This is a genomic window from Yoonia sp. BS5-3 (assembly GCF_038069655.2).
Classification (GTDB): domain Bacteria; phylum Pseudomonadota; class Alphaproteobacteria; order Rhodobacterales; family Rhodobacteraceae; genus Yoonia; species Yoonia phaeophyticola.
The window spans coordinates 1047437-1060897 of record NZ_CP150951.2 but is presented as its reverse complement, the minus strand read 5'-3'; the positions used below and the strand labels follow the sequence as shown (position 1 = coordinate 1060897).

Annotated in this window: 16 protein-coding genes; 7 read left to right on the top strand and 9 right to left on the bottom strand. The window is 56.5% G+C overall.

Annotated elements, in window-relative coordinates:
* Window positions 1-67 precede the first annotated feature (67 nt).
* Window positions 68-823: a GGDEF domain-containing protein gene (locus AABB29_RS05485; protein WP_341367898.1), complete on the top strand. Its 756-nt coding sequence runs from the start codon at window positions 68-70 to the stop codon at window positions 821-823.
* 31 nt (window positions 824-854) lie between these two features.
* Here the strand turns inward: AABB29_RS05485 and AABB29_RS05480 are convergent, their stop codons facing one another.
* Genes AABB29_RS05480 through AABB29_RS05465 form a run of 4 tightly spaced genes read right to left on the bottom strand, consistent with a single transcriptional unit; the run spans window position 855 to window position 3808 of the window.
* Window positions 855-1796, bottom strand: coding sequence for an OmpA family protein (locus AABB29_RS05480; protein WP_341367899.1), 942 nt, complete (start codon window positions 1794-1796; stop codon window positions 855-857).
* The gene (locus AABB29_RS05475; protein WP_341367900.1) at window positions 1793-2359 is read right to left on the bottom strand and encodes a peroxidase-related enzyme; all 567 of its coding nucleotides are present in this window, start codon (window positions 2357-2359) and stop codon (window positions 1793-1795) included. Before AABB29_RS05475 ends, AABB29_RS05480 begins: the two co-directional genes overlap by 4 nt.
* Window positions 2360-2363: 4 nt before the next feature.
* Window positions 2364-3089 (bottom strand): GNAT family N-acetyltransferase, encoded by a 726-nt coding sequence (locus AABB29_RS05470; protein ID WP_341367901.1) that lies wholly within the window; start codon window positions 3087-3089, stop codon window positions 2364-2366.
* On the bottom strand, window positions 3086-3808 hold the full coding sequence (locus AABB29_RS05465) for a competence/damage-inducible protein A (RefSeq protein WP_373636816.1): 723 nt from the start codon (window positions 3806-3808) through the stop codon (window positions 3086-3088). The genes AABB29_RS05470 and AABB29_RS05465 overlap by 4 nt, the downstream gene beginning before the upstream one ends.
* Window positions 3809-3847: 39 nt before the next feature.
* On the opposite strand from AABB29_RS05465, the gene sfsA reads away from it, so the two are divergent.
* The 3 genes from sfsA to AABB29_RS05450 all read left to right on the top strand — a co-directional run bounded on the left by sfsA (window position 3848) and on the right by AABB29_RS05450 (window position 6849).
* A complete protein-coding gene (gene sfsA / locus AABB29_RS05460) occupies window positions 3848-4549 on the top strand; it encodes a DNA/RNA nuclease SfsA (protein WP_341367902.1) in 702 nt (233 codons plus the stop codon).
* A gap of 333 nt (window positions 4550-4882) precedes the next feature.
* The gene (gene map / locus AABB29_RS05455) at window positions 4883-5692 is read left to right on the top strand and encodes a type I methionyl aminopeptidase (RefSeq protein WP_341367903.1); all 810 of its coding nucleotides are present in this window, start codon (window positions 4883-4885) and stop codon (window positions 5690-5692) included.
* Between the two features lie 110 nt (window positions 5693-5802).
* Entirely contained in the window at window positions 5803-6849 is a 1047-nt protein-coding gene (locus tag AABB29_RS05450) for a TRAP transporter substrate-binding protein (RefSeq protein ID WP_341367904.1), read from the top strand.
* A gap of 53 nt (window positions 6850-6902) precedes the next feature.
* Here the strand turns inward: AABB29_RS05450 and AABB29_RS05445 are convergent, their stop codons facing one another.
* Complete coding sequence (locus tag AABB29_RS05445; protein WP_373636815.1) at window positions 6903-7901, bottom strand: polyprenyl synthetase family protein; 999 nt, start codon at window positions 7899-7901, stop codon at window positions 6903-6905.
* Window positions 7902-7956: 55 nt separating this feature from the next.
* Here AABB29_RS05445 and AABB29_RS05440 point away from each other — a divergent pair, with 55 nt between their 5' ends.
* The 3 genes from AABB29_RS05440 (at window position 7957) to AABB29_RS05430 (ending at window position 9207) form a co-directional block, all read left to right on the top strand.
* Window positions 7957-8175 (top strand): DUF2007 domain-containing protein, encoded by a 219-nt coding sequence (locus AABB29_RS05440; RefSeq protein WP_341367905.1) that lies wholly within the window; start codon window positions 7957-7959, stop codon window positions 8173-8175.
* On the top strand, window positions 8168-8923 hold the full coding sequence (locus tag AABB29_RS05435) for a tRNA1(Val) (adenine(37)-N6)-methyltransferase (RefSeq protein ID WP_373636814.1): 756 nt from the start codon (window positions 8168-8170) through the stop codon (window positions 8921-8923). Before AABB29_RS05440 ends, AABB29_RS05435 begins: the two co-directional genes overlap by 8 nt.
* A gap of 116 nt (window positions 8924-9039) precedes the next feature.
* A complete protein-coding gene (locus AABB29_RS05430) occupies window positions 9040-9207 on the top strand; it encodes a DUF465 domain-containing protein (protein WP_341367907.1) in 168 nt (55 codons plus the stop codon).
* Window positions 9208-9241: 34 nt separating this feature from the next.
* Here the strand turns inward: AABB29_RS05430 and AABB29_RS05425 are convergent, their stop codons facing one another.
* The 4 genes from AABB29_RS05425 to AABB29_RS05410 all read right to left on the bottom strand — a co-directional run bounded on the left by AABB29_RS05425 (window position 9242) and on the right by AABB29_RS05410 (window position 13432).
* On the bottom strand, window positions 9242-10186 hold the full coding sequence (locus AABB29_RS05425; protein ID WP_341367908.1) for a transcriptional regulator GcvA: 945 nt from the start codon (window positions 10184-10186) through the stop codon (window positions 9242-9244).
* Window positions 10187-10501: 315 nt separating this feature from the next.
* The gene (gene phbB / locus AABB29_RS05420; protein WP_341367909.1) at window positions 10502-11227 is read right to left on the bottom strand and encodes an acetoacetyl-CoA reductase; all 726 of its coding nucleotides are present in this window, start codon (window positions 11225-11227) and stop codon (window positions 10502-10504) included.
* 67 nt (window positions 11228-11294) lie between these two features.
* On the bottom strand, window positions 11295-12470 hold the full coding sequence (locus AABB29_RS05415) for an acetyl-CoA C-acetyltransferase (RefSeq protein WP_341367910.1): 1176 nt from the start codon (window positions 12468-12470) through the stop codon (window positions 11295-11297).
* Between the two features lie 155 nt (window positions 12471-12625).
* Window positions 12626-13432 (bottom strand): EAL domain-containing protein, encoded by an 807-nt coding sequence (locus tag AABB29_RS05410; RefSeq protein ID WP_341367911.1) that lies wholly within the window; start codon window positions 13430-13432, stop codon window positions 12626-12628.
* Between the last annotated feature and the right edge of the window lie 29 nt (window positions 13433-13461).

Below are 13461 nucleotides of genomic sequence, written 5' to 3'. Positions count from 1 at the left end.
TTTTCTTTTCCGTTAAGGGGGCAGCAACACTCACAGCCTATACGCGTAGAGGGGGAAGGGTGCGCAAGTGAAGGCTATCATCAATATTCTCGAGCCCCGCTCGTTGGGCGATGTAATCATTCGATTGGTTGTGTTCATTGCTTTGTTCGCACTGGCGAATTTGGTTTTTTTGGAATTTTTTGATCCACCACAATCCCGTCAATTGCCTGAAGCGCTGGTGCATGCGGCCTTTGTTGGTGGCCCGTTTGTTTTGGTGTTCTTCGCGCTTGCGCTGTATCAACGCGCTTTGATTCACCACTTTCGTGACCTGGCCCGCAAGGATGGGCTGACGGGTGTGAACAATCGTGACAGTTTCCTGGCGGCAGCAGCTGATCGGTTGGAAAGCTCGGTTGGTGGTGTTGTGCTCTTGCTGGATGCGGATCACTTTAAGCAGGTCAATGACCAGCACGGCCACCAGACCGGCGATAATTGTCTGCAGGTCATTGCCGAAACCTTGCACTATAATTTGCGAGGTGCCGATGTGATTGGCCGTATCGGTGGTGAGGAATTTGCCGTTTTTTTGGATTACACAATGACCCGCCAAGCCAAGATTATTGCAGAGCGTCTGACCAAGCCAATCCCGTTTGAATCCGCTGTAACCGGCGAAACGCTGACGATTACCATGTCAATTGGCGCAGTTGAGGTTGAACCTGGTTTGACCGTAGATGCGTTGCTGGCCCGGGCTGATGAGGCGCTGTATCACGCTAAGGCATCAGGACGGGCTTGCATGTCTGTCTGGTCCGAGATTCAGGCGGAAAAACAAAGTCTGCCCGCGGCGGGATAGGCTGTTGCTGGCGTGTTTTCCAAAAGCCGGGCTACTCTGTCGATGTGATAATTACCTCAACCCGCCTGTTGGCATCGCGGCCTTCCTCGGTCTGGTTATTGGCGATAGGGGACAGGTAGCCCATGCCTTCGGCCTCAAGCTGGCGCCGGGGCACCGCATAATCGCTGACCAGCCGTTCCAGCACTGAACCTGCACGCTGTTTTGACAGGGCAATGTTCCCGGCAAGCGATCCGGCGGAATCAGTATGTCCGACCAATGCCACCGTAAGCTCAGGATTATCGACCAACACATCAGCCAGTGCCTGTAGCGAGGCAAAATCAGTTTCTGCCAATTGGGCTGAACCGGTCGCGAAGGTCAGATCCGATAGAATCGCGTGACCGTTCTGTTCCAGTTGATCCGCCAGATTCGGGGCCTCGGGGTCTTCATCGGTGGCACGCAGGGCGGGGGCGGACGCGGTTACAAGCGGTTCTGTTTCCTCTTCCTGTACCGGGCCCACATGCGTGACTTGCACAAAGCCTGCCTGCGCGGTGCGGCTGACAAATAACGTGACATATTCCGGCCCATCCACCCCGCTGCGTTCGGCGGCCAGAAACCGGAAATCGCCGATATTGATTTGCATGTCCGGGGGCGGCAGCGTTTGCGTGCCAAAGCGGAAATCAAATCCGCCGCATTCTTCGGTCTGGCAATCAAGAAGGATCCGAAACCGATCATTGCGAAGCTGTTCGCGCAAGGGCCGCAAGAGCTGCAATGTTGTCAGGGATGCTGCATCAATCCGCCAGGCTTGCTGGGTCATGGCCCCTTCAACCGACCGGACCGGGACGGTTTGCCCGTCCCAGATGGCGATGGGCATCGCATAGCTGTCCAGCGGGCTTTCGACCGCGGCCTGCAAAGATGCATTGCTTGGAAAATCAAGGGTCTGCGCCTCAATCGCGCCGGCCAGGAACCAAAATAGAACCGCGCTTGTTCGGATCATCGTGATTGGGCGTGATAGTCTTCATTGGGCCGCATATCGGTGGCCGATGCGATCCGATTGCTCATGTTATAAAAGCCCGTTACCGCCGCGATGTCCCAGATATCCCGGTCCGAAAATCCAACTTGGCGCAAGGCGTCCCGGTCTTTTTCGGACACTGTGGCGCTGGCTGTTGTGACCTGTTCGGCGAATGCCAGCATCGCCTTTTGGCGTGCATCCAGCGGAGCCACGCGCCAATTCATCACCAGCATTTCACCCAGTTGCGGATCACCTGACAGCTGCCGCACCGCCGCCCCATGCGCGGTGAGGCAATAGTAGCATTTATTGATTGATGACACTGTGACTGCGATCATTTCGCGTTCCAGTTTGGACAGCCCCGAAGCGGCCAGCATCACATCATTATAAAGCGCTGTGAACGCGTTCAGCTTGTCAATATCAAACGCATAAGCCTGCAGCACATTCGGGATCAGACCCAGCTTGTCCTGACAGATATCAAAATATTTCTGCGTCTCTTCCGGCAAAGGGTCGACCATCGGCAGGTCAAGTGCAGTCGGTTGGTCAGTCAAGATATCACTCCGGCAGGATCCGATAGTGATACTGTCCCACAAGCGTCATCCCAAGGGAAGTGTATAGCGCGTTCGCGGCGTCATTGGCGCGGGTTGTCACCAAGGTCAGGTAAGCGGCCCCCTGCGCCTGCGCCCAAAATGCAGCGGCCCGTGTCATATGCGCGGCCAGACCCTGTCTGCGATGTTCTTTTGCGACCTCAAGCGCGTGGATCATCGCGCAATCTGCAGCCATACCCACATAGACGGTCCCGGCAGGCTGGTCGTTCAACCGGCCAAGCAAGGTAGTTTTGGGGTGTCGCGCGCGATCCATAACATCGATGCGCCCTTTGTTGATGCCGCCTGCCGCCCAAACTTCGGTCTGGATGGCGAGGGGCGGCCAGACCTCAAACGTGGTCACGGGGGGCGGCCTGCTTGTTGCGATCTGCCCGATGGGCGCGGCATACATGTTGACCGGGTCTTTGATTTGATAGCCCCGCGCCGCCAGCAATGCGTCCAGCGTTTCTTCGCCTTCGCGGATCATAAAAAGCGGGGACTGCCCGGCCTCGCGCATTGAGGCTTCGGCCTCGGGGATGTCGGCATCTGTAAAGGGTGCTTCGGCGGTTGCGGCGCTGACCCGGCTGCTGCCGCTGTCATCCATGCGTACCGTCCAAGGGCCAAGCGCCTGTTTCGCTGCGGCAGGCCACGTCCCATCGATTACCGCATAGAGTTTTTTCGCAGAGGGGAGAGTCACGTTGCAAATATCTCGGATAAGGTTTCCATCGCGCGGTCGAGCCGATCAGCATCTGTGCCACGCACCACGATATTGGCACCGTAAACCCCATCTTTCTGGAAAGGATAGGACCCGACCGACAAATCACTGTGGTTTTGCGCAAAAACGCCCAACGGACCGGCGATATCGCCCTCGCCCCGCGTCACCCGCAAGCTGCGTGATATCAGCGGCGCCCCCCCGACAAGTGTGGGTAGTACTGTCGCTACCATCGCCTGAAAGACTGATGGTACCCCGGCCATCACATGCACATTTTCCAGCTTAAAGCCCGGCGCGATGCTGACAGGATTATCAATCAAGCTGGCCCCATCGGGGATCCGGGCCATGCGCAGCCGCGCGCTGTTCAGTTCCATGCCGTTGCGGTCGTAATGGGCTCGCAGCAACGCACGCGCATCATCGCGGACATCAATGCTGGTCCCAAAAGCCTCGGCGATGCAATCGGCTGTGATGTCATCATGGGTTGGTCCGATCCCGCCACTGGTGAAAACATGGTCGAACCCGGCTGACAGCGCCTTGACTGCCCCGACAATGGCCGGGGCGTCATCGCTGACAACGCGCACTTCTTTCAGATCGATCCCGATCTCGGTCAGCGCACCGGCTAGATGGTGCATATTGGCGTCTTTGGTGCGACCCGAAAGGATCTCATCCCCGATCACAAGCATCGCGGCGGTGGGATTCGGCATGGTATTCTCCTGTATCGCGACACAGGTTATAGGGCGCGTATGGAATTTGCCACGCCCCTTATCCCCGCCCGCCTGATCCGCCGCTACAAACGGTTTCTTGCTGATATCAAACTGGACGATGGGCGCGAGGTGACAGCCCATTGCGCAAACCCCGGATCGATGATGGGCCTTGCCGCCCCCGACACGAAAATTTGGGTTGAGCCGAATGACGACCCCAAGAAGAAGTTAAAATATGGCTGGCGTCTGGTTGATCATGAGAATGGCCATTTCACTGGTGTTGATACGTCTGTGCCCAATAAGGCGCTAAAGGCGGCATTGCTGGCCCATGAAGTTCCGGGGCTACCGCCATATGATATGGTCCGCTCTGAGGTGAAATATGGTGAAAGCAGCCGCATTGATTTTCTGCTCAGCGGTGATGGCCCTGACACTTATGTTGAGGTCAAAAGTGTGACCCTATCCCGCCAACAGGGCCTTGCCGCATTCCCCGATAGCGTGACAGCGCGCGGCGCCAAGCATTTGGCTGAGCTGTCGCGTATGGTTGCTGAGGGCCATCGCGCAATCATGTTTTATCTGGTCCAGCGTACCGATTGTCAGGAAATGACCCTCGCTGCTGATATTGATCCAACCTATGCCAAAGCCTTTGCACAGGCCCGTGCCGCTGGTGTGACCGTCATGGCGCATGGATGCAAGATTTCCCCGCAGGCGATCACATTGGCTGGTGCCACCCCAGTGCAGGTCTAGGGCCAGGACCCATTCATCTTGCCCCGTCAGTTTACCAGATTTTTTCTCTGACAAGAAGCATCTGCGCAGGAATAGTGGTTCTATTTCAAGCAGATGTGCCGCAGATCAGAGGGAGTTTGCGCCGGAACAGAAAATGTCCGGGGGACATTTTCAGGCGCGAACGGGCGGAGCCCTGGGCAAACCCGAAGGGCGACGATTTCACTTCATCTCAGCGGCGCAAACCACTGATATTTCGTGAAATCGCCGCTGACGGTGTAAGATGAATGGGTCCTGGCCCTAGAACTTGTGCCTGATTTCACTTATGTGCCGGGTAACGGATAAAGGACGATCTACGTGGAAACGAAAAAAGGTCATCTGACCAAAGACGGTATTCGCATTTACGAACCAGCGGACTTTGCGGGCATGGCCAAGGCCGGCGCGCTTGCTGCGCAGATTTTGGACGATATCGCCGCGCATGTGCTGCCCGGCCAAACCACGGGTGAGATCGATCGCATCATCACCCAGATGGTGGATGCGTCCGGTGCGACCTCGGCCACGATTGGCTATAAGGGCTATCAGCATGCCAGCTGCATTTCGGTCAATCACGTCGTTTGCCATGGTATTCCGGGCGATAAGACGCTGAAGGATGGCGACATCCTGAATATTGACGTCACTGTCATTCTTGATGGTTGGTTTGGTGACACCAGCCGGATGTATGTTGCGGGAAAGATGCCGCGCAAAGCAGAACGTCTGGTGCAGGTCACGCATGATGCCCTGATGAAAGGGATCGAGGCCGCCAAACCAGGCAACACGTTTGGGGATATCGGGCATGCCATTCAGACCTATGCCGAAAGCAACCGCATGTCTGTTGTCCGCGATTTCTGCGGGCATGGGCTGGGCCGGGTTTTTCATGCGCCGCCGAATGTGTTGCACTATGGCCGTCCGGGCACTGGCGCCGTACTTGAAGAGGGTATGTTCTTTACCATCGAGCCGATGATCAATCTGGGCCGCCCGGACACCAAAGTGCTTGCCGATGACTGGACTGCGGTCACCCGTGATAAATCCCTGTCAGCCCAGTTTGAGCATTCCATCGGGATCACAGCTGATGGGTGTCAGATCTTTACATTGTCCCCAGCGGGTAAATTCCATCCGACATATGCCTAAAAACAAGGGCTTGCCCTTTGTTTTTGCGAATGACTTGCAACTGGGGGCAAAAACCCCCATATAGGGGTTGTCGCTAGCGGTGACACTTCCCCTACATGATCAAAAGAAGGATGCACCACATGCACCTGATGAAATCTGCCGCTTTGCTGGCCATGCTTGGCCTGACTGCAACTTCCGCTACTGCCCAAGAGGTGACACTGCGTTTCCAGCATTTTGTGTCCCCGGCCAGTGCCAATCCGACCTATTTCATGCAGCCCTGGGCTGATGCGATCGAAGAGCAATCAGAAGGCCGCATCAAGGTCGAGCTGTATCCATTTATGCAATTGGGTGGCGCGGCCCCCAACCAGTTTGACCTGATCCGCGATGGCGCGATTGATGGCGGCTGGGTCATTCCGGGCTATCAACCAAACCGCTTCCCCGAAGCTGAGGCGATGGAGCTGCCCTTCATGACCACAAAATCGGCCGAGGAAGCATCTGCCGCCGCATGGAGCTTTACGCAAGACTATCTGATGGATGACTTCGCCGATGTGCACGTCATTGCCGCCCATATGCATGGCCCTGGCATTGTCCATAAACGCGGCGATTCCATTGCAACGGTTGAGGATTTCGCCGGCCTGAAACTGCGCGGCCCGTCCCGCCCAGCCACCTTGCTGCTGGAAGAGCTCGGCGCAACCCCGATTGGGATGCCCGTGCCGCAATTCCCCGAGGCCCTGTCGAAAGGTGTGGTCGATGGCGGTGTGATTACATGGGAGATGTCCCCATCCCTGAAACTGAATGAGCTGACTGACAGCCATACAGATGTCGCCGGTGACCGCGCGCTTTATAATCTTTATTTCATCTGGGCGATGAACAAGGATGTTTATGAAGGCATGCCAGAGGATCTGCGCGCTATCATTGATGCTAATTCAGGGATGATGGCCAGCCGCTGGGCCGGGCGTGCCCATGATACCGGCGATGTCGTTGGCCGTGATCTGATGGCTGCTGATGGCAATGAAATTGCACAGTTGACCGAAGAAGAGACCGCCCGCATTCAGGAACTGGGCGCTGTGGTCACTGCGGACTGGATTGCCGAGATGGACGCCAAAGGCTTTGACGGTGCCGCGCTGGTAGAAGCCGCACAAGAGGCGGTGACCGCAAATATCGGCACAGATCAGTAAAGTCTTTTGAAAACAAATCCTCGGCGGCCTGCCGCCGGGGGTTTTCGGCCCGATCAGGTAATCCGGGCCACCACGTAATCGGCCAGATCAATCAACATCGTCCGCAGCGGATGATCGGGGCAACGTTCCAAGGCCGCTTTGGCCTTTTCTGCCCATGCGATAGCATCTTGCCTGGTGCTTTCCATCGCCTCGTATTTCGCCAAAAGCGTGATGGCTTGATCAAGATCGCCATCTTCCTGCTTGCCCTTCTGGATTGTCCGTACCCAGAACGCCTTTTCCGTCTCATCTGCTTGCGCCACGGCCCGGATCACGGGCAGCGTCAGTTTGCGTTCCCGGAAATCATCGCCGACATTCTTGCCCGTGGCCGATGTGCCGCCGTAATCCAGCAGATCATCGACAATCTGAAAAGCGATCCCCAGCGCATCGCCATAATCATAAAGCGCCTGTTTGGTGGCGGCGTCTTGCTCCGCAATTTCGCCGCCAACCTCCATCGCGGCAGAAAAGAGCGCGGCGGTTTTGCCTCTCACGATCTGGATATAGGTTTCTTCGGTGGTGGCCAGATCACTGGCGGCGGTCAGCTGTAATACTTCGCCTTCGGCGATGGTTGCTGACGCATTTGCCAGGATATCGAGCACGCGGATCGATCCGGTTTCCACCATCAGCTGGAAGGATCGCGCAAAAAGGTAATCGCCCACCAATACGCTTGAGGTATTGTCCCATAAAAGATTCGCTGTCGGTCTGCCGCGGCGCTGGCTGCTTTCGTCCACGACATCATCATGTAGCAAGGTCGCGGTGTGGATAAACTCAACCGTGGCCGCCAGATGCACGTGATAGGGGCCTTCATAGCCGCAAAGCCGTGCCGCCGCGAGCGTCAGCATGGGGCGTAGCCGTTTGCCGCCTGCCTCAACCAGATGTGCGGTAACCTCGGGGATGCGCGGCGCATGTTCCGACGCCATCCGCGCCCGGATCATATCATTCACCGCATTCAGATCATCTGCCAAAAACGCGGCAAGTTGTTCGTGCGGTTTGGTGGCAGCAGCATCAAGGCTCATGCAAGTTTCCGTCATGTGAATAGACAAGGGGCCTGCCCCGTCTTAGGTCTGCAGTATGAAAGAGCTTTTGCGCACCAACGACCCGACGATCATCGCCTTTGCAACCGCCCTGTTGGACAGCGAGGGTATAGACTGGTTCACCTTCGACGTAAATATGAGCGTCCTCGAGGGCAGCATAGGCATAATGCCGCGCCGGTTGATGGTTTTGGACCGGGATCTGTTCATGGCCGAGGCCGTCATGCGCGACGGCGAGATTGATTTAGGCCGTGACTGAAGAATTTTCATGTGACGATTTTTTAGGGGGACGTGTCCGCGCGTTTCAGCCCCGTCGGGGATACCGTGCAGGGGTTGATCCTGTGTTATTGGCGGCGTCCATTGACGCGCGCCCAGGTCAATCGATCTTAGAATTAGGTTGCGGCGTTGGGGTTGCGTCACTGTGTTTGGCCAACCGCGTTCCTGGCGTGTCTGTCACCGGGGTCGAAATGCAGCCCGTATATGCCGCTCTTGCTATGCTGAACGCCAAAGAAAACAATGCGGCGTTCCACGTGGTTGAAGCTGATTTGCGCAAGCTGCCCCATGAACTGCGACAGCGGCGGTTTGATCATGTGATGATGAACCCTCCGTATTTTGACCGTACGGCAGGCACTAAGTCTAAAGACACGGGGCGCGATGTCGCACTTGGCGGTGATACCCCGCTGGCTGACTGGCTGGACATCGGCATACGGCGGCTTGGGCCACGGGCCTACCTAAGCCTGATCCAGCGGACCGAGCGACTACCTGAAGTTTTGGCCGCGCTGGATGGGCGGCTTGGGTCGATCGTTGTCAAACCGATTGCAGGCCGTGAAGAGCGCGCGCCCGAGCTGTTTTTGCTGCGCGCGCGTCAGGAAGGCCGCGCGGCGTTTCAGATGGCCCCGACACTGGTGATGCATGAAGGTGCGACCCATCAGGGTGACAAGGAAAGTTATACCCCGTTGGTGACCCGCATTTTGCGGAGCGGTGCAGAATTACCCGTCACGTCTTAATCTTTTGGCAATATCTGTCTCAGAACCTCTGGCGTAGGTGATTGCTGCCACGCAGCGTGACATGGGCGATCATCTGTGTTGAACTAGACCTATTCACAAACCAGAGGAGCACGATCATGAGCTTGAGTTCACATTTGCAGGAACTGAAGAAGAAGCACCAATCCCTCTCTGACTCTGTTGAAAGCCTCCAACGTAGCCCTGCGACTGACGATCTCGAAATAGCGAAATTGAAGAAAAAGAAGCTAATGATCAAAGAAGAGATCACGCGGCTGAGCGCACATTAACGTCACAACTGGCGCTGGCGCGATGCGCCGGTGCCTATTTACCCAACGTTGCGCAATGCACCATCCGGCGCCCTTTTTCAAAGGCTTGCACAGCGGCAACCTCTTCCATGATCCAGGCCCGAAACGCGCTGATATGCGGTCTATCTTCCTGACCTTTGGGGCAGACGAAGCGGAATTGGCCATCAGCGATCAATCCCAAATCAAACGGGGCAACGAGACGTCCCGATTCTAGCGCGCGGGTCGCCAATGTGATCCGCCCAAGGACAACGCCAGCCCCTGATATCGCGGCATCCAGCGCATGATCGGCCTGGGAAAACCGCAGCCCGTGTTCGGTATCAATATCGACCCCTTCCGCCCGGCACCATGAAGGCCAATCCCAGTTCATCTTCAAAAACGCGATGGAATCGTCATGGATCAATGTCACCTCTGCCAGGTCGGCGGGTGTCTTGATCGTGCGGGCCAATTCCGGCGTCATCATGGGCGTGGCCCATTCCTGATTGAGCGGTTCCGCAAAGACATTTGGGTCCACGTCGATCCCGAAACGGATCGCCACATCGACCTCATCCCTGTCAAAATCGGCCACCCTCAGGCTGGCATTAAACCGCAGTTCAATTTCGGGATGGGCTTGCGCGAATTTATACAGGCGCGGGGCGAGCCATTTTGACGTAAAGGCGGGCCCGGCGGTGACGGTCAAAACACCGCTATCATTCAACCGTTTTGTATTGCGCCATGCGGCTGACAGGGTCGCAAAAGCGTCTGCTGTGCCAGGGGCAAGCATGCGCCCCGCTTCGGTCAGCTCAACCGCGCGGTTGAGGCGGCGGAAGACGGGGATACCCAAATCAGCCTCTAATGCTTTGATCTGATAGGATAATGCAGCAGGTGTTACGTTGAGTTCTGCCGCAGCTTTGGCGAAAGACATATGTCGCGCGGCAGCTTCAAAAGCGCGAAGAGCGGTGAGTGGCGGTAACCTATCATTCATAATTCAGTTTAATACAGCTTAATTGAACCTATAGGAAGTCTCGTTTGTCACCAAGTTTTCTAAGGGTCATATTAAGTGCATCAGATCAGCCGCATCAGTAGGATTGAACCCATGTTCGAGACGACAACACATAAAGAAATTCGTTCTGGCATTGAACGGGCACATAAAGAACGTGCGAAAGCCGTCCGTGCTGCCTTTCGCTGGATCAGTGGACGCCGCCACTAAACTATTCGCTACGGACGCCCTGCCAGGCATCCGAACGGAAAAGGGCCGCGTCTGATCAGCGCGGCCCTTGCTATTTTCTGTGAAGGCTCTCTAGGCGAGGTATTGACCGCCATTCGCCGACAAGGTCGAGCCGGTGACAAAACCAGCGTCATCGGAGACTAGGAACAGAACCGCCCGCGCGATTTCTGCGGCTTCGCCCAAACGTCCGACAGGAATTTGCGGCAGGATCACCTCGTTCATCACTTTTTCGGGAATCGTGCTCATCATCTCGGTATTAATGTAGCCGGGCGCTACGATATTCACCGTGATGCCCGCCCGCGCACCTTCTTGGGCAAGTGATTTGGTGAACCCGATGTCGCCTGCTTTGGTCGCAGCATAGTTTGCCTGCGCGAATTGCCCTTTTTGGCCATTGATTGAGCTGATCGTGACGATCCGCCCGAATTTGCGTTCGCGCATCCCGCCCCAGACATTATGGGTCATGTTGAACACGCCGTTCAGGTTCGTGTCGATGCATTCATGCCATTGTTGGGGCGTCATCTTGTGAAAGGGCGCATCCCGGGTGATGCCTGCGTTGTTGATCAGGATCTCGACCGGGCCCAAATCCGCCTCGATCTGTTTGACCCCCGCAGTGCAGGAGTCATAGTCGGCGACATTCCATTTATAGGTTTTGATCCCCGTTTCCGCAGTAAAGGCGGCGGCCTTTTCGTCATTGCCCGCATAAGTGGCCGCGACGGAATAGCCCGCCTGTTGCAATGCCGTTGAAATGGCTGCGCCAATACCACGCGAGCCGCCCGTGACGAGTGCGACACGTCCCATAGTTTTCTCCTCCAGGTTGGTTGTTTTTTATGTTGGGCGACGCGCATGGGCGCCGCCGTAACTGAGATCAGGGACGCTCAACGCAGAGCGCGACCCCCATGCCACCCCCGATGCAGAGCGTGGCAAGGCCTTTCTTGGCATCGCGGCGCTTCATCTCAAAAAGCAGGGTGTTTAGAACGCGGCACCCGGATGCGCCGATCGGGTGCCCAATCGCGATGGCCCCGCCATTCACATTCACGATTTCAGGGTTCCACCCCATGTCCTTGTTCACGGCGCAGGCCTGGGCTGCAAAGGCTTCGTTGGCTTCAACCAGATCAAGGTCGTCGACGGACCAGCCCGCTTTGTCCAGCGCTTTGCGCGATGCGTAGATTGGCCCAACGCCCATGACAGATGGATCAAGCCCGGCCGTTGCATAGGATGCGATCCGCGCGAGCGGCTCAATCCCGCGTTTTTCGGCATTTTCAGCACTCATCAACAGGGTTGCAGCCGCACCATCATTCAGCCCCGAGGCATTGGCCGCCGTCACAGACCCATCTTTTGCAAAAGCGGGGCGTAGTTTTTGCATCGCCTCAATCGTGGCGCCGTGGCGGATATATTCATCCTTATCGACGATGATATCGCCTTTGCGTGTCTTCACGGTGAAGGCAGCAATTTCATCATCGAATTTCCCAGCCTTTTGCGCGGCTTCGGCCTTGTTTTGGGATGCAACGGCGAATTCATCCTGCTGATCACGGCTGATTTGCCATTTTTCTGCGACGTTTTCGGCCGTTTGACCCATGTGATAGTTGTTGAAAGCGTCCCATAGGCCGTCGCGGATCATGGTGTCGATATATTTCATATCGCCCATCTTTTGCCCGGCGCGCAAAGCGGCGGCATGGGGGCTGAGCGTCATGTTTTCCTGGCCGCCCGCAGCCACGATATCTGCATCACCCAATTGGATATGCTGTGCTCCCAAAGCCACTGCCCGGAGGCCGGAGCCGCAGACCTGGTTGATGCCCCAGGCCGCAGATTCTTGTGGCAGACCTGCATTGATATGTGCCTGACGCGCCGGGTTTTGCCCCTGCGCAGCTGTCAGGACCTGACCCAGTATTGTTTCGCTGACTTCGGACTTGTCGATGCCTGCGCGTGCGACAACAGCTTCGAGTACCGCAGTACCCAGATCATGGGCGGGCGTGTTTGCAAATGCCCCGCCAAAGCTGCCCACGGCGGTACGGGCGGCTGATGCGATAACAACATTGGTCATGGATTGATCCCTCTCAGATTGGCGTTCTGGACGGAACGGTGCCAGCTGCACGTATCAGGTGCAAGACAGCCTCCCTCTGTCCTTCGCCGACCTGCTTAGGGCTTAAGTTGACGCAGGGCAAATCAAATCCCGTCTATACGCGTCATGTCATGGGCTTAGAGTTCGAACCGCGGGACGCCGTAGAGATACCCCTGCAGGCAATCGATCCCGATATTCTTAAGAAACGCGGCCTCGGCTTCGGATTCGACCCCATCGGCGATCGCAAACATTTCGAATTGATGGGCGACCGTAATCAGCGCCTCGGCCAAAACCTGGTTATCGGGGTCCTGATCGATCCCTTTGACAAAGCTTTTGTCCACTTTCACAAGATCAAAAAAGAAGTCCTTCAGGTGCCGGAAGGCGGTAAAGCCCGCGCCGAAACCGTCCAATGCAAAAGCCACGCCCTTGGGTTGCATTTCGGCCATGAACCGAATCACGTTTTCATGCAGCACCATCGCAGATGTTTCACTAATCTCAAAAATCAGCCGGTCCCCAAGGTTGGCCCGGTCCATCAATCCCCGATCCAAGATGCGCCGCCATTCCCCATCGCCTATGGAACGGGCGGAAAGATTGACGGATAGACGCAGGCTGGGGTTTTGTCGCAGCTTGTGCAGCGCCAAATCCAATGTCACGCAGTCAATCTGCCGGCCAAGCTGGGTTTCTTCAATCAAGGGCATGAAATGGGAGGCTGGAATAACCCGCCCGGCTTCGTCCAAAAGCCGCACCAACCCTTCGTAAAAAGCCACATGAGGCTTTGCATCGGCGGTGATGATTGGATGGTATGCCAGCTTCGCGCGACCAGCAGCCAATGCATCGCGCACCAAATCCAACACGTCCGCGTCCCGGCTGGCCATTGCATAATGTAGCGGGTCGGCGAGCGCCTGATCTTCGATTTCGGCACGGCTAAGCGTGGCGTTTTGCATCGCAAGGCTCCATACTGATCCCAGCAATT